The organism is Pseudomonas putida, from assembly GCF_022627325.1.
Classification (GTDB): Bacteria; Pseudomonadota; Gammaproteobacteria; order Pseudomonadales; family Pseudomonadaceae; genus Aquipseudomonas; species Aquipseudomonas putida_X.
Genome location: NZ_JAETZZ010000011.1, coordinates 70,798 through 87,492, shown reverse-complemented (window position 1 = coordinate 87,492; position 16,695 = coordinate 70,798). Strand labels below are relative to the sequence as shown.

Genomic DNA, 16,695 nt, shown 5'->3' with positions numbered 1-16,695 from the left:
CGGGGTCATCTGAATACGATAGTTCGATCATAATCGAACTATGGCAATTAATGAAACCCCCGTTATCATGACGCCCATGCGAGCCTACAAACATCCCACCGCTGAAGACCTGAACCTCGAGCGCCTGCTGTATGCGCTGAGCGACCCTGTACGTATGGAAATCGTGCGCCACCTGGCGGGCGTGGCGGAAGCCAGCTGCGGCGAGCTGGACGGTGGCCGGCCGAAGTCCAGCATGTCCCATCATTTTCGTGTGCTGCGCGATGCGGGGCTGGTGCAAACACGCAATGTGGGCACCACGCATATGAACTCACTGCGCAGCGAAATGCTCGAGGCACGCTTCCCCGGTTTGCTGGAGTGCATTTTGCGTCAGCGCTGAGCCAAGGCTGACAGCGCGGCCGGAACAGGCAAAAAAAAACCACGAGGTCTCCCCCGTGGCTTTTCGTTCACAACACTAACGCTTACAGCGCCATGTCGTTCTCTGGCTTACTTTCAACCGGCTGGCTCGCACCTGTGCTGGTTTCGACGCTCTGGTCGATGACCGGCGGCTTCTGCAGCTGCAGGACTTCAGCGGTGTAGTTCCACTCTTTCTGCGTGGCCGCTGCCGAATCGTTGAGCTTGGTGCCGTAGCTCGGCACGATCTCTTTGATCTTGGCTTGCCATTGCGGGGTGGCGACTTTGTCTTTGAACACGGTTTCCAGCACGTGCAGCATGATCGGCGCAGCGGTCGAGGCACCTGGCGATGCGCCCAGCAAGCCGGCGATGGTGCGGTCTCGCGAGGCCACCACTTCGGTACCCAGCTTGAGCACGCCGCCCTTGTCGGCGTCACGCTTGATGATCTGCACGCGCTGACCGGCCTGCCACAGCTTCCAGTCTTCCTTCTTGGCGTTCGGGAAGTAGGTGCGCAGCGCTTCGAAGCGGTCGTCGTCCGACAGCATCAGCTGGCCAGCGAGGTATTCGACCAGCGGGTACTGATCGATGCCGACCTTGGTCATCGGCCACACGTTGTGCATCGTGGTGCTGCTGAGCAGGTCCAGGTACGAACCGTTCTTCAGGAACTTGGTCGAGAAGGTGGCGAATGGCCCGAACAGGATCACGCGCTTGCCGTCCAGCACACGGGTGTCCAGGTGCGGTACCGACATGGGTGGCGCGCCCGTCGAGGCGATGCCATAGGCCTTGGCCATGTGCTGCATGGCGATGGTCGGGTTCTCGGTCACCAGGAACGAACCGCCGACCGGGAAGCCTGCGTATTCCTTGGCTTCAGGAATGCCCGATTTCTGCAGCAGCTTCAGCGCGCCGCCGCCGGCACCGATGAACAGGAACTTGGCGTCGGTGGCCGACTCGGTTCCGTCCTTCAGGTTCTTGTACTCGACGTGCCAGGAGCCGTCCTCGTTGCGGGTGATGTCCTGGACTTCGCTGGACAGCTTCAAGGTGAAGTTGTCCTGGGTCTTCAGGTGGCCGACGAACTGGCGGGTGATCTCGCCGAAGTTGACGTCGGTGCCCAATGGCGTCCAGGTCACGGCCAGCTTCTGGTTCGGGTCGCGGCCTTCCATCATCAGCGGGACCCACTTGGCGATCTGCGCGTGGTCCTCGGAGTACTCCATCGAGCGGAACAGCGGGCTCGCCTGCAGCGCGTCATAACGCTTCTTGAGGAACTTGATGTTGTCATCGCCCCACACGAAGCTCATGTGCGGAGTGGTGTTGATGAACGAATGCGGGTTTTTCAGCACGCCCTGACGGACCTGCCACGACCAGAACTGGCGGGAGATCTGGAAGGCTTCGTTGATTTCGATGGCCTTGGTGATGTTGACGTTGCCGTCTTTGTCTTCCGGGGTGTAGTTCAGCTCAGCCAGCGCGGAGTGGCCGGTGCCGGCGTTGTTCCAGCCGTTGGAGCTTTCTTCGGCGACGCCATCCAGGCGCTCGACCATTTCCATCGACCAGCTTGGCTCCAGCTCGTGCAGCCACACGGCCAGGGTGGAGCTCATGATGCCGCCGCCGACCAGCAGCACATCGACTTTTTTGGTTTCTGCGGCGTGCGCTTGCATGAAGCTCGCAGCGACAGCCAGACCCAGCAAGGTCTTGCCAGCTTTCTTGAACATTGATCAATTCCAGTCTGTAGAACGGAGGACGGGCCTGTGGCTGGCCCAGGTGCTTCGTGTTCTTGTGCGCAGGCTTTTTATGATCATTGTTCAGCGGCTTGAAGAACGAGAAAACGACTCAGGCTTTTGTCGTATTGACCGACAGGGCTGAATCGTTTCGCTGATTGTATCTGAAATGCCACCACAAACAAATTGCGAGCGGGTAAGCAAGGCGGCAGGTTGTCCCAGCGGCAGGTTGTCACGCCAGAAACACAAAAGCCCCCAGCCATGTGCATGACTGGGGGCTTTGGAGCAGCTCAGCGCGTTTCGGCAGCCCGTTGAAAGACGCAATACTGCAGGCCAACTTACGCCGCTGGCCTGCATCGATAAGATCCATGCTGAAAGCAATCGTTACATATCAAATGCCGAAGGCAGCACAATCATGTCCCGAATAGTCACATTACGCGGACGCGTGAGCATGTACATGACTGCATCGGCTATGTCGGATGGTTCGATCAGGCTACCGCTCGCCTTGGCCTTTTTCAGGTTTTCTTCCGGCCAATCGGCCAGCAGTGCACTGCTGACCGGGCCAGGCGACACCGCGCCGACCCGGATACCGTGAGCCTTGACCTGGCGGCGTACCGTCTGCACGAAGCAGTTGACCGCCCACTTGGAGGCCGAGTACACCGGCTCCCAGGGAACCGGAAAGTGACCAGCCACCGAGCCTGTGACCAGAATGTCGCCCGTGCCCCTCTCAATCATGTGCGGCAACACATCATGCACATTCTTGATCACGGCATTGACGTTGAGATTCAGCATGCGGTCGATGGCCGCCACATCCGCATCAGCCAGATCACCGCCCACGTAGCAACCTGCGTTGGCATACAGAATGTCGAGTTGGCCGGCCTTCGCCAGCACCCCCGGCAGCAACGTTGCACAGCGTTCAGGCACCAGCAGGTCGATCACAAGCGGAATGGCCGCCTTACCCAGGCGCTCACACGCGCTGGCCAACGCGGCTTCATCCCGATCGATCATGACCACCCTGGCGCCGGCCGCCACCATCGCCTCGGCCGATGCCAGGCCTATTCCTGACGCAGCGCCGGTAACCGCTGCCACTTTACCTTCGAGTTGCGTTGCCATTCGCCACCTCCCTGCCCCTGACGTACAAGAGCACTTTGATTATTTTTATGTAGACGTTTACATACCACTCAACTCGTTTTCGAGTTCAATCTGACGCCACCTGTGCGCCAAATGTCAACGTCTACATTTTTAACCAGATATGTACCTACCTACCCTTGGAGGTCAGAGCAGTAGCTGCCCTTCAATGACTTGATCGCGCAGCGGTTGCGACGGATCGTCGATCTGGCCAAGCAACAGGTTGATTGCGCCAACCCCCAACTCGACGCTGCTATGGCTGATGCAAGGGATGGGTTGGCCGTAGATCTCGGCATAGTGCACCTGGTCGATGCTGAACAGTGCGATGTCATTGCGGCTCAAGCCAACCTCGCGCATGGCCTGCAGCGCACCCAAGGTCATGAGCGCATTGAGGCCAAAGATGACATCGGGCCACTTGCCACTTTGCAGGTAGTCACGCACCACATCACGTGCTGGCGCCTGGGTGTAATCACCATGCACGACCTCCAGCACGGTGGGCTCTGGCCACTGCTCCAACGCGCGGCGAATGCCTGCCAACCGCGCCAGGGAAATCTTTGAGCGTTGCGGCCCAGCCACGACCAGCAGCCGGCGCCGCCCCTGGGCCAACAAGGCACGCGCCCCCTGATAACCGCTTTGCTCGTTGTCCAGATAGACGCCGGCAAACGGCGCACCGGTAAGCTGCCGATCGATCTGGACGACCGGGATGGCGGCCATCTCCAGCTTGGCCAGATAGCTCGGCTGGTAATGGTCGTCGTCGCTGATCACCGAAAGGATCAGCCCGGCAACCTGATAGCTGAGCAGCGTGTCGATAGCCCGCGCCTCCAGCTCTGGTGAGCCATCGGTATCGAATAGCATCAAGGTATAGTCGCGCTTCTTCGCCTCGCGCGTTATCGCCTTGATGATCTCGCCGTAGAAAGGGTTTTCCAGGCTTGCCGTGACCAGGCCCAGCAGGCGGCTCTCGCGGTTCTTGAGGTTGCGGGCAAAGGCATTGGGCACATAGTTGAGCTCTTTGGCCACCTTGAGGATGAGCTCCAGCGTCTGCTTCTTGACCTTCTCTGGCTGGTTGAGCGCCCGCGACACCGTGACAGTAGTCATGTTCACGCGCTTGGCGATGTCGGTGATGGTGGCTTTGCCTGGTCTGGTCATGAACGCTCGATGGTGGCTGGCGGCGGGCGCCATGATTTTCAGCGATTGTACTCCAGGCCACAACCGTGCCATGCATATTGTGGTGACAATCGCGTTGTGCTAGCGTTTTAAAATGTTGACGTTAACATTTGCAGCCAAGGATAGATCGGACACAACTAAACCTGCCATCGGATAAAAATCGCTAAAAAATGTAAACGTCTACATAGACCCCACGCCAATAATAAAAGGGACAACAATGGACTACGTGATTGGTGTCGACATCGGCACGCAAAGTACCAAGGCTCTCTTGATGTCTACCGAGGGTGGAATACTGGCCCAGGCCTGCGTCAGTTACCAGGTCGAGCAACCTCGCCCATTATGGGCGCAGCAATGGCCGCAGGTGTGGCTGGACGCTGTCTACGAAGCGGTCGCGACCAGCATCCGCCGCAGCCAAATACCAGCCGCCCAGGTCAAAGCCATCTGCATCAGCAGTCTCTACGGTGGCTCGGGCATCCCGGTGGATGCCGACATCAACGCCTTACACCCCTGCCTCATCTGGATGGACCGCCGAGCCATCGCCGAAGCCGACTGGGTCCGCGAAAACGTGGATGTCGAGCAGTTGCAGCGCATAACGGGCAATGGTGTCGACAGCTACTACGGCTACACCAAGATGCTCTGGATCAAGCGCAACCAGCCAGAGGTCTGGGCCAACGCACGCTACCTGCTGCCGCCCAACAGCTTTGTGCAATACCACCTGACCGGCGAGCTGGCCGTGGACCACAGTTCAGCGGGCAATATCGGCGGCATCTACGACCTCGCAACGCGTGGCTGGTCGCCTCTGATGCTCGATGCCCTGGGCATCGACGCCCGTCTGATGCCGCAACGCCTGGTTGCACCCGGGCAGGTCATTGGCAGCCTGCTACCGGCTGCGGCGCAACGGCTAGGGCTCCAGCCAGGCACAAAGGTAGTTGCCGGCGGAGTCGATGCAGCCATGGCCACACTCGCTGCAGGGGTCTTTGCGCCAGGCAACCATGTCGCAATGCTGGGCACCAGCATGTGCTGGGGCTTTATCAAGCAGCGCACCGATGCCTGCAAAGGGCTGATCAACATGCCTTACGTCTACGACGCTGGCGACAACATCTACAGTTTCGGCGGCGCCATTACCGCCGGTGCAGCAATCAGCTGGTTCCGTGAGCAGTTCTGCGCACAGGAAAAGCAGGCAGCTGCCCTGTCACCCGGCGCCGATGTGCACCAACTGATGGAGCAGGACGCTGCCAACACACCGCCCGGTGCAGACGGCCTGTTTTTCCTGCCCTACCTCATGGGCGAGCGCAGCCCCATCTGGGATGCCAAGGCATCGGGGGCCTATATAGGGCTGTCGCTGTTCCATCACAAGGCGCACCTGTACCGCGCAGTATTGGAAGGCCTGGCGTTTGCCTTGCGCCACAACATGCAGGTGGGTGAACAGGCAGGGCTGCAGCTTGATCCGCATTTGATCGTGGTAGGGGGTGGCACGGCCTCGAACCTGTGGATGCAGATAATCGCCGATATTACCGGCTACACCGTGTTCACCATCGAGGAGCAGGTCGAAGCGCCGCTGGGCGGTGCCATGCTCGCGGCACTGGCAATTGGCGCCATCGAGGACGTCGCAACCATCCGCGACTGGCGCACCCTGCGACGCCGAGCCGATCCCAACCTCGCCAACAAAGCCCTGTATGACCGGATGTTCGTTCATTACTGCGCGGCCTACCACGCCCTGAAACCCATCATGCATGGGCTGGCAGACCAGGCCACACACCTGCCCGAGCCATCAGGTTCCGTACAGCCCACGGCTGTCTGACATCAACCACCAAAGGGTTCACCATGCCAACTTTGCTCAGCCAGTTGGAGCAGTACAGCACAGTGGTCGCCGACACCGGCGATCTTCAGGCCGTTCGCCGCTTCGCCCCTCGCGATGCAACCACCAACCCCTCGCTGGTGCTCAAAGCCGTGGTGTCGGGACACTACGACACATTGCTCCACGACCTCTGCGCCCTGGCCAAAGCTGCCGACCTACCGCGTGCGCAGGCAATCGAGCAACTGTCCGACCAACTGATCGTGGCTTTGGGCTGCGACTTGTTGCAGCACGTTCCCGGCCGGGTATCGAGTGAGGTCGATGCGCGGCTGTCCTTCGATACACAGGCGAGCCTGGCCAAGGCCAGGCGCTTGGTTGCGCTGTACGAGGCGGCGGGCGTACCACGCCAGCGCTTTCTCATTAAGCTCGCCGCCACTTGGGAGGGCATTCGCGCGGCCCACGAGCTGGAGCGTGAGGGCATCCAGTGCAACTTGACGTTGATCTTCAGCCTTGCCCAGGCACGCGCCTGTGCCGAAGCAGGCGCATTCCTGATCTCACCTTTTGTTGGCCGGGTACTGGACTGGCATCGCCGCACTTACCCGGGCAGGGAGTACGCGCCGGCATCGGAGCCTGGGGTTCAGTTGGTGGCGGCCAGTTACCGCTTCATGCGACGTCACGGTTACGCAACTTCAGTGATGGGTGCAAGCTTTCGCAACGTCGGTGAAATCGTAGCGCTGGCAGGCTGCGATCGGCTAACGATCAGCCCCGCCTTGCTGGAAGAGATGGCAGTGACCAAGGGCAGCCTGCAGGCCGCGCTCGCCGCCCCCGTCGAACATCAGGCACCGTCCTCGCCACTGAGCGAGGCCGACTTTCGCTGGCAGATGAACGAGGACACGATGGCAACCGAGCAGCTGGCTGAAGGGATTCGGGGGTTTGCGGCGGACCAAAGCAAACTGGAGGCGCTTATTGCACGACGACTGGGCGAGCACTGAGGATAGGCGTGAGGAGTTCGCAGCAACGGCCTCCCTGGCGTTGTGATCCGGCAGGCCCCGCCGCTAAGGGCGACATCGCAAGGCAGTGATATGGGAAGTAGGCGGGGCACAACGAAAAAGCCCCTGAAAACTCATCGCTTTCAGGGGCTTTTCTACTACATGTATGGCGGAGAGATAGGGATTTGAACCCTAGGTACTGTTGCCAGTACAACGGATTTCGAATCCGTCCCGTTCGACCACTCCGGCATCTCTCCAATGCCGCGCATCATACCAGCGAATTCTGAAAACGCAAACCTTTATTTTCAAAAAAATCGCGTGGTATCAGGCGCTTGCGTGAATGCGCCGCTTACAGCGGCACGCCCAGGCGCTTGGCAACTTCTTCGTAAGCTTCGATCACATCGCCCAAGCCCTGGCGGAAGCGGTCCTTGTCCATCTTCTTGCGGGTTTCTTTGTCCCACAGGCGGCAGCCGTCCGGGCTGAACTCGTCGCCCAGGACGATCTGGCCGTGGAATACACCGAACTCCAGCTTGAAGTCGACCAGCAGCAGGCCGGCGTCATCGAACAGTTTGTTCAGTACTTCGTTGACCTTCAGCGAAAGCTTCTTCATCTCTGCCAGCTGTTCGGCAGTGCCCCAGCCGAACGCTACAACGTGGGATTCGTTGATGAACGGGTCGCCCTTCTCGTCGTTCTTCAGGAACAGTTCGAAGGTGGACGGCTCGAGCTTGATGCCCTCCTCCACGCCCAGACGCTTGACCAGGCTGCCGGCGGCATAGTTACGCACCACGCACTCGACCGGGATCATGTCCAGCTTCTTGACCAGGCACTCGTTGTCGCCCAGCAGCTTGTCGAACTGGGTCGGCACGCCGGCTTCTTCGAGCTTCTGCATGATGAAGGCATTGAACTTGTTGTTCACCATGCCTTTACGGTCCAGTTGTTCGATGCGCTTGCCGTCGAACGCCGAGGTGTCGTTACGGAACAGCAGGATCAAGCGGTCGGCGTCGTCGGTCTTGTAAACCGATTTGGCCTTGCCGCGGTAGAGTTCTTCGCGTTTTTCCATGATTGGGCTCCGCTTGCTTGAGTGGGTGGGCTAGGCGATTTCGCGCCAGTCGAGCCCGTGTTCCTGATTCGCCACCTGGAGCCAGTCCGGGTCGCACCCAAGGGTGTCGACGAAGCACTGGCGGGCCAGATGTGGCAGGTTGTTCTTGCTGCTGAGGTGGGCCAGCACCAGGTGCTGCAGGTTGCTCCACCCCAACTCGTCCACCAGGCGCGCGGCCTGGTGGTTGTTCAAATGTCCTTGCATGCCGCCGACCCGCTGCTTGAGGAAGTACGGGTAGTGCCCGCGCGCCAGCATGTCGCGGCAATGATTGGCCTCGATCAGCAGTGCATCCAGGCCCTGGTAGCGCTCAAGCAACAGCGCGTCGTACGACCCCAGGTCGGTGAGCATGCCAAAGCGACGGCGACCGTCACTGATGACGTACTGCAGCGGCTCATAGGCATCATGCTCGACCCGCGCCGCACTCACCTGCAGGCTGCCGATATGCAGGCTGTCGCCACAAGCAAGAAAACCGGCCGCCTCCACCGGCTTGCGCATGCCGCGCAATGTGCCCTGGCTGAGGTAGACCGGTACATTGTAGCGCCGCGACAGCAACCCCACCCCATGCACATGGTCGGCATGTTCGTGGGTGACCAGCACGGCGCTCAGCTGAGACGCCTGCACCCCGAGCAGCGCCAGGCGCCGCTCGGTTTCACGCAGTGAAAACCCGCAATCGACCAGGATGAACGTGTCACCACTGGCGATCAGCGTGCCATTTCCCTGGCTGCCGCTTCCCAGTACCGCGAAGCGCACTTAACCCAGGTGGTCCTGAATGGCGCTCAGCACGCGGCGAGCGACATCGGGCGGGGCCACGGTGTTGATGTTCTTCTCGACGGTAACCTGCACGCTTTCGCCAACCTTGCTCAGGCGCACCTGGTAACGCTCGGCGCGGGCTTCAAGCTCTTCCTTGGTTGGCTCGCTGCCAAATATCCGGCTGAAGAAGCCCGGCTGGTTCTGCTTGTCGTCGGGCTTCTCGGACAGGTTGATGTAGTACAGGCCCAGGCTGCGGTTGATGTCTTCCACACGCCATTGACCGCCCTGCTCCAGGGCACGCCCCACACCGGACCAGGCGCGGTCCAGGTCGGCGCCGAGGAACAGCACCGGGTTGCCGCTACCGTCTTCACTCAGGCTGACGCGGCTCGGCGCATCGAAGTCGCGCGCAGCCAGCAAGGACACCGAACCGCCTTTCTCGGCGCTGCGGTTCATGCTGGCGAGCATTTCGTCGACCAGCAGCGCATCGGCGGCCGTGTTGCTGGACGTGGACGGGAACTCAGGCTCGGCAGTGCTGCCCGCCGGACGCTCGATACTGACGACATACACCTCGGAGGTGTTGCGTTGTACGCCAGGCTCCATGCGCACACGCACGCGCACTTCGCTGTCACCACTGCTGGTGGTGCTCGCCAGACGCTGGCCGAGCGATGCCGACAGTTCGTCGAAACGCTGCCAGGTGGTCGTGAATTCGCCGGTCTGCGGGCGCTCTTCGGCAATGCGGAAGCCATTGTCTTCGAAGAACTGATGCGTTACAGGCCAGACTTCGGCCGGCGAACGCTGGGCCAGCACCCAACGGCTGCTGCCGCTGCGCTGCAGGCTGAAATCGCTGACATCGGCGCCAGCCGACAGCGGTTGCGGACGCGGCACTTCGAACTCGCCCTTGGCGGTGTCGTCGGCGACGTTGCGCGGGATCGGCAGCAGCGGGTCAAGGCGCTTGACGTTGCTGACGTCCTGGGGGAGCTGCATCGGTGCAGTCGGGTGCGCCTGCAGGTAATCGCTGCCGCGGTCGCGGAAATAGCCATCCTCGCCCCACAGCCAGCCACACCCACTGGTGCTGGAAATGATCAGGGCGAGCGCGGAAAGACCAGCCAGTCGCTTCATGCGGTGTACTTCCTCGATTAAACCAGTACGCCGGACTGGCGCAAGGCAGTACGGACTTTTTCGTGACAACCTTCGCTCAGCCAGGTCAGTGGCAGGCGAATGCCTTTTTGCATCAGGCCCATTTCGACGAGCGCGTATTTCACCGGAATCGGGTTGGCTTCGCAGAACAGGTCTTTGTGCAGCGGCATGAGTTTTTCGTTGATCGCGCGGGCCTTCTCGGCATCGCCCGCAAGGGCGGCCTCGCACAAGTCGGCCATTTCGCGCGGGGCGACGTTGGCAGTGACCGAAATGTTGCCTTTGCCACCCAGCAGGATCAGCTCGACGGCAGTCGGGTCGTCGCCGGACATGACGATGAAGTCCTTGCTGACGCCATCGAGGATGGCCTTGGCACGGGCCAGGTCGCCCGTGGCTTCCTTGATGCCGATGATGTTGGGCACGGTCGACAGACGGATCACGGTCTCGGCCTGCATGTCGCAGGAGGTGCGGCCGGGTACGTTGTAGAGGATCTGCGGAATGTCGACGGCTTCGGCGATGTGCTTGAAGTGCAGGTACAGGCCTTCCTGGGTCGGCTTGTTGTAGTACGGCACCACCAGCAGGCAGGCGTCGGCGCCGGCATCCTTGGCGTTCTGGGTCAGGTGCACGGCTTCGGACGTGGAGTTGGCACCGGTGCCGGCGATGACCGGAATGCGGCCAGCGACCCGCTTGACCACGAATTCGATGACCTCGATGTGTTCTTCGACGCTCAGGGTGGCCGACTCGCCGGTGGTGCCGACGGCGACGATCGCGTGAGTGCCGTTTTCCAGGTGGAAGTCTACAAGTTTGCCGAGGCTGCCCCAATCAAGACGCCCTTGTGCATCCATGGGTGTGACCAATGCCACCATACTGCCCGCAATCATGTAAACGCTCCTGCCGGAAAAAGAGAGCGGTAATGGTACTGGGGGCATCGGCCTTGCACAAGCGAAGCAGGCGGGTGGAGCATTCCCCTCGGCGCCTTATTTCGCTACCCTTGACCCTTTGATCGGTGCAGCGCGGCCCGCCGGGCCGTCGACCTTGCTCCCCGGCCAGCGTCCACGTCCTCGCATGCGAGCCCCGGGCCCTGCCGACAGGAGGCTTTCGCCCGTCCTGTGCCGACCGCTCATCGCTTTAGGAATGCTGCATGTCCACCCCCACCGTCCGCGAACAATTCCTTGTCATCAGTGCCCTGGGCCCCAACCCTATGGAGCTGGCCAACGTCCTCAGCCGCGCTGCCTTCGAGAACCGCTGCGCGGTCGTCACCTCGCGCCTGAGCCGCCATGGCGAGACCAGCGCCCTGGTATTGCAGGTCGGTGGCAGCTGGGATGCCCTGGCACGCCTTGAGTCCACCCTCCCCGGCCTGGGCAAGAAGCACGGCCTGACCCTCGACGTGGTGCGCAGCGCCGACCAGGAAGTGCGCCCGCAGGCCCTGCCGTATGTGGCCTATGTCAGTGCGGCCTACCGCCCGGACATCATCAACGAGCTGTGCCAGTTCTTCCTCGACCACCGTGTCGAGCTCGAAGCCATGACCTGCGACACCTACCTGGCACCGCAGACCGGCAGCAGCATGCTCAACGCTCAGTTCACCGTGATCCTGCCGGCCGGCACCCAGATCAGCTGGCTGCGCGACCAGTTCCTCGACTTTGCCGACGCCCTCAACCTGGACGCGCTGATCGAGCCTTGGCGCCCACAGAACCCCGTTTAAGGAATGCATCCATGGCAGTAGCACTCGACCAACCCGTCGCCGACTTCCAGGCCCAGGCCACCGGCGGCCAGTCCGTCAGCCTGGCCGAGCTCAAGGGCCGTCAGGTAGTCGTGTATTTCTACCCGAAGGACAGCACCCCAGGCTGCACCACCGAAGGCCAGGGCTTCCGCGACCAGCACGCAGCGTTCGAGGCGGCCAACACCGTGGTGTTCGGTGTGTCGCGCGATGGCATCAAGTCGCATGAGAACTTCAAGGCCAAGCAGGGCTTCCCGTTCGAGCTGATCAGCGACAAGGACGAGGCCCTGTGCCAGCTGTTCGACGTGATCAAGCTGAAGAAGCTGTATGGCAAGGAATACATGGGCGTGGACCGCAGCACCTTCCTGATCGACAAGGATGGCGTACTGCGCCAGGAGTGGCGTGGCGTGAAGGTACCAGGCCATGTGGATGCCGTCCTGGCAGCGGCCCAAGCGCTGAACCAGCGCTGAGCTGCAAGCTTCAAGCTTCAAGCTTCAAGCTTCAAGCTTCAAGCTTCAAGCTTCAAGCAAAAGCGGATCGCATGGACACCGCTATCTGCTTTTACTTGCAGCTTGCAGCTCGAAGCTTGCCGCTTAACCTCAAAGCATGGGCGCCACGGCAGGTTCGTGCCGCGGCCATGCATCTAGCACGGCCTTGATCAGCGTCGCCAGCGGGATGGCGAAGAAGATCCCCCAGAAGCCCCATAGCCCGCCAAACAGCAATACCGCGCAGATGATCGCCACCGGGTGCAGGCTCACTGCCTCTGAGAACAACAGCGGTACCAGTACGTTGCCATCGAGCGCCTGGATGATGGCGTACACCGTCATCAGATAGATGAACTGATCCCCCCAACCCCACTGGAACAATGCGATCAGCGTCACCGGCACGGTCACCACCACCGCCCCTACATAAGGCACCACCACCGATAGCCCTACCAGCAACGCCAGCAACGCCGCGTAGTTGAGGCCCAGGCTGATGAACGCGATGTAGGTGGCAATACCGCAGATCAGAATCTCGATGCCCTTACCGCGGATGTAGTTGGCGATCTGCCGGTTCATCTCATTGCCAACCCGGTTCAGCAAGGTCCGCTGGCGCGGCAGGTAGCCACTGACCCAACGGCCGATCTGCTCCCGGTCCTTGAGAAAGAAGAACACCAGAATCGGCACCAGCACCAGATAGATCATGGCACTGACCAGCAGCGGCAGGCTCGACAGCGAAAAAGACAGCGCCCATTGGCCGAACTTGCCGATCTCGCCACGCACCGATTCGATGGCATGCAGCACCTGCTCGTCAGACACCAGGTGCGGGTAGCGCTCAGGCAGGAGCAGAAGCAGCGACTGCCACTTGCCGAGCATGCCCGGTAGCTCGTTGAACAACGTGATCAACTGATGCCACAGCAACGGCACCAGCACCAGCAGGAACACCGCCAGCGCGCTCATGAACAGAGCGAACACCACCATCACCGCCAGCCGCGTCGGCACCCGAAGGCGCTCCAGGGCATTGACCAGCCCCTGCATCAGAAAAGCCAGCACCATGCCCGCCAGCACCGGCGCAAGCATGCCGCCCAGGGTCAGGACCGCGGTAAAGGCCAGAAACAGCAGGACCGCCAGCACCACAGCCTCCTCATCGGAGAAGTAGCGCTCTATCCAGTCGCGAAGCACTTTGAACATTGACGATCCTTGGTTGGGTCAGGCCTTGCGCAGCCAGTAGGTATAGGTGCCGGCCTCGGCCACTTCATGCAGCAGCGTATGACCGGCCAGCTGGGCAAAAGTGCGGAAGTCGCGCTGGGAGCCTGCGTCGGTCGCAATGACCTTCAGCACCGCGCCACTGGCCAGTCGGTTGAGCTCCATCTTCGCCTTGAGCAGAGGCAGGGGGCAGTTCAGCCCGCTGGCGTCGAGTTCGGCGTCGCAGGTCAGGGTGCTGGTCATCAGGGGGTCTCCAAACGTGGAACAGACGTCTTTGGTAACAGGCTGGCTAGCATACCGCCACTGGTCGCCAACGTGTGAGCCGGCTACAGTAGGGGCTTTGACCCGACGCGAGCTTCGTGCATGAATCTACTGCGCCCTACCCTGTTGACGCTGGCCTGCCTGATGGCCGTTCCCGGCCATGCTAGCGACCTGCCTTCACTGGGCGACGCCAGTTCCGCGATCGTCTCGCCGCAGCAGGAGCACCAGCTCGGGCGTGCCTGGCTCAGCCTGCTGCGTGGCCAGGTCAACCAGCTGAACGACCCCCAGCTCAAGGACTACGTCGAAACCACCGTGTACCGCCTGGCCGAAACCAGCCAGCTGCAGGACCGGCGCCTGGAATTCATCCTCATCGACAGCCGCGAGCTGAACGCCTTCGCCGCCCCGGGTGGTATCGTCGGGGTCAACGGCGGCCTGTTCCTCAACGCCCAGACCGAGGGCGAATACGCCTCGGTACTGGCTCACGAACTGGCGCACTTGTCGCAGCGCCACTTCGCCCGTGGCGTGGAAGCCCAACAACGCATGCAGCTGCCGATGATGGCGGCGTTGCTGGCCGGTATCGTCCTGGCGGCTGGGGGCGCCGGTGATGCTGGCATCGGCATGATTGCCGGCACTCAGGCAGCGGCGATCCAGGAGCAGCGGCGCTTTTCGCGGCAGAACGAGCAGGAAGCCGACCGGGTCGGTATCCAGAACCTGGAAAAGGCCGGTTACGACCCGCGCAACATGCCAACCATGTTCGAGCGCCTGGCGCGCCAGTACCGCTACGACGCCAAACCACCGGAATTCCTCCTGACTCACCCAGTCACCGAATCGCGTATCGCCGACACCCGCAACCGTGCCGAACAGGCCCCCAAGGGCGGCGTCGAGGACAGCCAGCGTTATCAGTTGATCCGCGCCCGTGTGGCCCTCATCTATGAAGGCACACCGGGCCTGGCCGCCAAACGCTTCCGCGCGCAGCTGGATGAAGATCCGAAGCTGGACGCTGCCCGCTATGGCCTGGCACTGGCGCAGATCAAAGGCGGCCAGCTCAACGAAGCGCGTGAGAACCTGAAGCCACTGCTGGCCAAGGCGCCCAATGACATCACCTATAACCTGGCGCAGATCGACCTGGACATCACCAACAACCGCCTGGCCGATGCGCAGCAGCGGGCGGAGCGCATGCAAGGTCTGTATCCGGGCAACTACCCGCTCAAGCAAGTGCGTGCCGACCTGCTGATCAAGCAGAACAAGCCCGCCGAGGCCGAAAAGGTGCTGAACGACCTGATCAAGAACCGCCCGGATGACCCGGATGTCTGGTACGAAATGGCCGAAGTGCGTGGCTTGGCGGGCAATACCATTGGCTTGCACCGGGCGCGGGCAGAGTACTTTACCCTGGTGGGGGACTTCGACCAGGCGATCCAGCAGCTGGATTACGCCAAGCGTCGTGCCGGCAGCAACTTCCCACTGGCATCACAGATCGACCAGCGTCAGCGCGAGATCATGGAGCAGCAGCGCATGGTGCAGGAGATGATGGGGCGGTAAGGGGCTGCTTTCGCAGCCCAATCGCCGGCAAGCCGGCTCCCACAGGGATCGCGCCAGCTTTTAGAAGTTGAGCAAGACAGTGGCTCCCCCAAGGGTCGGATTGGTGTCCAACTTCTTGGGGGCAGTCCATAGCAAGGGAGCCGGCGATTGAACCTCAGGCGTTACCCGACAGCTTCAGCCGAGCAGCCTGGGTAAAGTCCAGCATGCGGTTCAAGGGTTTGATCGCTTTCGGCACCAGCGCCGGGTCGACGAAGATTTCATTAGTCCCCTTGCGCAAGCACTCCAGCACCCGCTCCAGGGTATTCATGGCCATCCACGGGCAGTGCGCGCAGCTGCGGCAGGCCGCGCCGTTACCGGCGGTGGGGGCCTCTACGAATTCCTTGTCCGGGCACAGCTGCTGCATCTTGTAGAAGATGCCGCGGTCGGTGGCGACGATGAAGGTTTTGTTGGGCAGTGTCTGCGCGGCCTTGATCAGCTGGCTGGTGGAACCTACCGCATCGGCCAGGTCGATCACTGCCTCTGGCGACTCCGGGTGCACCAGGATCGCCGCATCGGGGTACAGCGCTTTCATGTCTGCCAGCTGGCGCGACTTGAACTCTTCGTGGACGATGCAGGCACCGTCCCACAGCAGCATGTCGGCACCGGTCTGCTTCTGGATGTAACGGCCCAGGTGCTGGTCCGGGCCCCAGATGATGGTCTCGCCGTTGTCCATCAGGCTTTCGACGATTTCCAGCGCGCAGCTCGAGGTCACGACCCAGTCGGCCCGCGCTTTGACGGCGGCAGAGGTGTTGGCATACACCACCACGGTGCGCTCGGGATGCTGGTCGCAGAAGGCCGAGAACTCTTCGACAGGGCAACCCAGGTCGAGCGAGCAAGTGGCTTCCAGGGTCGGCATCAGCACGCGCTTTTCCGGGGTGAGGATCTTCGCGGTCTCGCCCATGAAGCGCACACCGGCGACGACCACCGTCTGGGCCGGGTGGTTCTTGCCGAAACGGGCCATTTCCAGCGAGTCGGACACGCAACCGCCGGTCTCTTCGGCGAGTGCCTGGATAACCGGGTCACAGTAGTAATGGGCAACCAGCACGGCATTTTGCGCCTTGAGCTCGGCAGCAATGGCCGCACGGTATTCGGCCTCCTGCTCGGCTGTCAGCGGGTTGGGCTGCTTGGCGTCGAGGTGGGCCTGAACCAACAGGCGTTCGGATATCTGGGTCATGATCGCTGGACCTGCAGGCGCGCATGCGCGTCAAATCGAGTGTATCACCCGGCCCTGACAGATCGGCTAAGGGCGCCGGACGGCAGGCAAGCCGCCACGGCCCTCTGCGGGCGCGGATT

16 protein-coding genes and 1 tRNA gene are annotated in these 16,695 nt (G+C 61.6%); 6 read left to right on the top strand and 11 right to left on the bottom strand.

Annotated elements, in window-relative coordinates:
- Positions 1-40: 40 nt before the first annotated feature.
- A complete protein-coding gene (locus tag JNA92_RS17985) occupies positions 41-376 on the top strand; it encodes an ArsR/SmtB family transcription factor (protein ID WP_241805998.1) in 336 nt (111 codons plus the stop codon).
- Between the two features lie 82 nt (positions 377-458).
- Here JNA92_RS17985 and mqo read toward each other — a convergent pair whose 3' ends face one another.
- The 3 genes from mqo to JNA92_RS17970 all read right to left on the bottom strand — a co-directional run bounded on the left by mqo (position 459) and on the right by JNA92_RS17970 (position 4,376).
- Positions 459-2,096 carry a malate dehydrogenase (quinone) gene (gene mqo / locus JNA92_RS17980; RefSeq protein WP_241805997.1) on the bottom strand — a complete coding sequence of 546 codons (1,638 nt, stop codon included), beginning with the start codon at positions 2,094-2,096 and terminating at the stop codon, positions 459-461.
- Positions 2,097-2,486: 390 nt separating this feature from the next.
- Positions 2,487-3,215: an SDR family oxidoreductase gene (locus JNA92_RS17975; RefSeq protein WP_241805996.1), complete on the bottom strand. Its 729-nt coding sequence runs from the start codon at positions 3,213-3,215 to the stop codon at positions 2,487-2,489.
- Positions 3,216-3,377: 162 nt separating this feature from the next.
- Positions 3,378-4,376, bottom strand: coding sequence for a LacI family DNA-binding transcriptional regulator (locus JNA92_RS17970; RefSeq protein ID WP_241805995.1), 999 nt, complete (start codon positions 4,374-4,376; stop codon positions 3,378-3,380).
- 235 nt (positions 4,377-4,611) lie between these two features.
- Between JNA92_RS17970 and JNA92_RS17965 the strand changes: the two genes are divergently transcribed.
- Together JNA92_RS17965 and tal are read left to right on the top strand one after the other, a co-directional pair.
- Entirely contained in the window at positions 4,612-6,195 is a 1,584-nt protein-coding gene (locus JNA92_RS17965) for an FGGY-family carbohydrate kinase (protein ID WP_241805994.1), read from the top strand.
- A gap of 23 nt (positions 6,196-6,218) precedes the next feature.
- Complete coding sequence (tal, locus tag JNA92_RS17960) at positions 6,219-7,181, top strand: transaldolase (protein WP_241805993.1); 963 nt, start codon at positions 6,219-6,221, stop codon at positions 7,179-7,181.
- Between the two features lie 164 nt (positions 7,182-7,345).
- Here tal and JNA92_RS17955 read toward each other — a convergent pair.
- From JNA92_RS17955 to dapA, 5 genes are all read right to left on the bottom strand, one after another.
- Positions 7,346-7,435 (bottom strand) — tRNA-Ser (locus JNA92_RS17955).
- Positions 7,436-7,527: 92 nt separating this feature from the next.
- Positions 7,528-8,238, bottom strand: coding sequence for a phosphoribosylaminoimidazolesuccinocarboxamide synthase (gene purC / locus JNA92_RS17950; protein ID WP_012315794.1), 711 nt, complete (start codon positions 8,236-8,238; stop codon positions 7,528-7,530).
- Between the two features lie 30 nt (positions 8,239-8,268).
- On the bottom strand, positions 8,269-9,027 hold the full coding sequence (locus tag JNA92_RS17945; protein WP_241805992.1) for an MBL fold metallo-hydrolase: 759 nt from the start codon (positions 9,025-9,027) through the stop codon (positions 8,269-8,271).
- Positions 9,028-10,146, bottom strand: a complete 1,119-nt coding sequence (gene bamC, locus JNA92_RS17940) for an outer membrane protein assembly factor BamC (RefSeq protein ID WP_241805991.1) — start codon at positions 10,144-10,146, stop codon at positions 9,028-9,030. It lies immediately after the preceding gene.
- 17 nt (positions 10,147-10,163) lie between these two features.
- Positions 10,164-11,042, bottom strand: coding sequence for a 4-hydroxy-tetrahydrodipicolinate synthase (gene dapA / locus JNA92_RS17935; protein ID WP_241805990.1), 879 nt, complete (start codon positions 11,040-11,042; stop codon positions 10,164-10,166).
- A 260-nt stretch (positions 11,043-11,302) separates the two neighbouring features.
- Between dapA and JNA92_RS17930 the strand changes: the two genes are divergently transcribed.
- Positions 11,303-11,863: a glycine cleavage system protein R gene (locus tag JNA92_RS17930; RefSeq protein WP_008097509.1), complete on the top strand. Its 561-nt coding sequence runs from the start codon at positions 11,303-11,305 to the stop codon at positions 11,861-11,863.
- Between the two features lie 11 nt (positions 11,864-11,874).
- Positions 11,875-12,348 carry a peroxiredoxin gene (locus JNA92_RS17925; RefSeq protein ID WP_241805989.1) on the top strand — a complete coding sequence of 158 codons (474 nt, stop codon included), beginning with the start codon at positions 11,875-11,877 and terminating at the stop codon, positions 12,346-12,348.
- A gap of 129 nt (positions 12,349-12,477) precedes the next feature.
- On the opposite strand, the gene JNA92_RS17920 is transcribed toward JNA92_RS17925, so the two are convergent.
- Complete coding sequence (locus JNA92_RS17920; RefSeq protein WP_241805988.1) at positions 12,478-13,548, bottom strand: AI-2E family transporter; 1,071 nt, start codon at positions 13,546-13,548, stop codon at positions 12,478-12,480.
- Positions 13,549-13,566: 18 nt separating this feature from the next.
- Positions 13,567-13,806, bottom strand: coding sequence for a sulfurtransferase TusA family protein (locus tag JNA92_RS17915; RefSeq protein ID WP_241805987.1), 240 nt, complete (start codon positions 13,804-13,806; stop codon positions 13,567-13,569).
- A 120-nt stretch (positions 13,807-13,926) separates the two neighbouring features.
- Here JNA92_RS17915 and JNA92_RS17910 point away from each other — a divergent pair, with 120 nt between their 5' ends.
- Positions 13,927-15,363: a M48 family metalloprotease gene (locus JNA92_RS17910; RefSeq protein WP_241805986.1), complete on the top strand. Its 1,437-nt coding sequence runs from the start codon at positions 13,927-13,929 to the stop codon at positions 15,361-15,363.
- A gap of 154 nt (positions 15,364-15,517) precedes the next feature.
- Here JNA92_RS17910 and nadA read toward each other — a convergent pair whose 3' ends face one another.
- The gene (nadA, locus tag JNA92_RS17905; RefSeq protein ID WP_241805985.1) at positions 15,518-16,576 is read right to left on the bottom strand and encodes a quinolinate synthase NadA; all 1,059 of its coding nucleotides are present in this window, start codon (positions 16,574-16,576) and stop codon (positions 15,518-15,520) included.
- Positions 16,577-16,695: the final 119 nt, after the last annotated feature.

Coding starts and splice junctions, on each gene's coding strand:
- JNA92_RS17985 (WP_241805998.1), top strand. CDS start 41: ATGGCAATTAATGAAACCCCCGTTATCATGACGCCCATGCGAGCCTAC.
- mqo (WP_241805997.1), bottom strand. CDS start 2,096: ATGTTCAAGAAAGCTGGCAAGACCTTGCTGGGTCTGGCTGTCGCTGCG.
- JNA92_RS17975 (WP_241805996.1), bottom strand. CDS start 3,215: ATGGCAACGCAACTCGAAGGTAAAGTGGCAGCGGTTACCGGCGCTGCG.
- JNA92_RS17970 (WP_241805995.1), bottom strand. CDS start 4,376: ATGACCAGACCAGGCAAAGCCACCATCACCGACATCGCCAAGCGCGTG.
- JNA92_RS17965 (WP_241805994.1), top strand. CDS start 4,612: ATGGACTACGTGATTGGTGTCGACATCGGCACGCAAAGTACCAAGGCT.
- tal (WP_241805993.1), top strand. CDS start 6,219: ATGCCAACTTTGCTCAGCCAGTTGGAGCAGTACAGCACAGTGGTCGCC.
- purC (WP_012315794.1), bottom strand. CDS start 8,238: ATGGAAAAACGCGAAGAACTCTACCGCGGCAAGGCCAAATCGGTTTAC.
- bamC (WP_241805991.1), bottom strand. CDS start 10,146: ATGAAGCGACTGGCTGGTCTTTCCGCGCTCGCCCTGATCATTTCCAGC.
- dapA (WP_241805990.1), bottom strand. CDS start 11,042: ATGATTGCGGGCAGTATGGTGGCATTGGTCACACCCATGGATGCACAA.
- JNA92_RS17930 (WP_008097509.1), top strand. CDS start 11,303: ATGTCCACCCCCACCGTCCGCGAACAATTCCTTGTCATCAGTGCCCTG.
- JNA92_RS17925 (WP_241805989.1), top strand. CDS start 11,875: ATGGCAGTAGCACTCGACCAACCCGTCGCCGACTTCCAGGCCCAGGCC.
- JNA92_RS17920 (WP_241805988.1), bottom strand. CDS start 13,548: ATGTTCAAAGTGCTTCGCGACTGGATAGAGCGCTACTTCTCCGATGAG.
- JNA92_RS17915 (WP_241805987.1), bottom strand. CDS start 13,806: ATGACCAGCACCCTGACCTGCGACGCCGAACTCGACGCCAGCGGGCTG.
- JNA92_RS17910 (WP_241805986.1), top strand. CDS start 13,927: ATGAATCTACTGCGCCCTACCCTGTTGACGCTGGCCTGCCTGATGGCC.
- nadA (WP_241805985.1), bottom strand. CDS start 16,576: ATGACCCAGATATCCGAACGCCTGTTGGTTCAGGCCCACCTCGACGCC.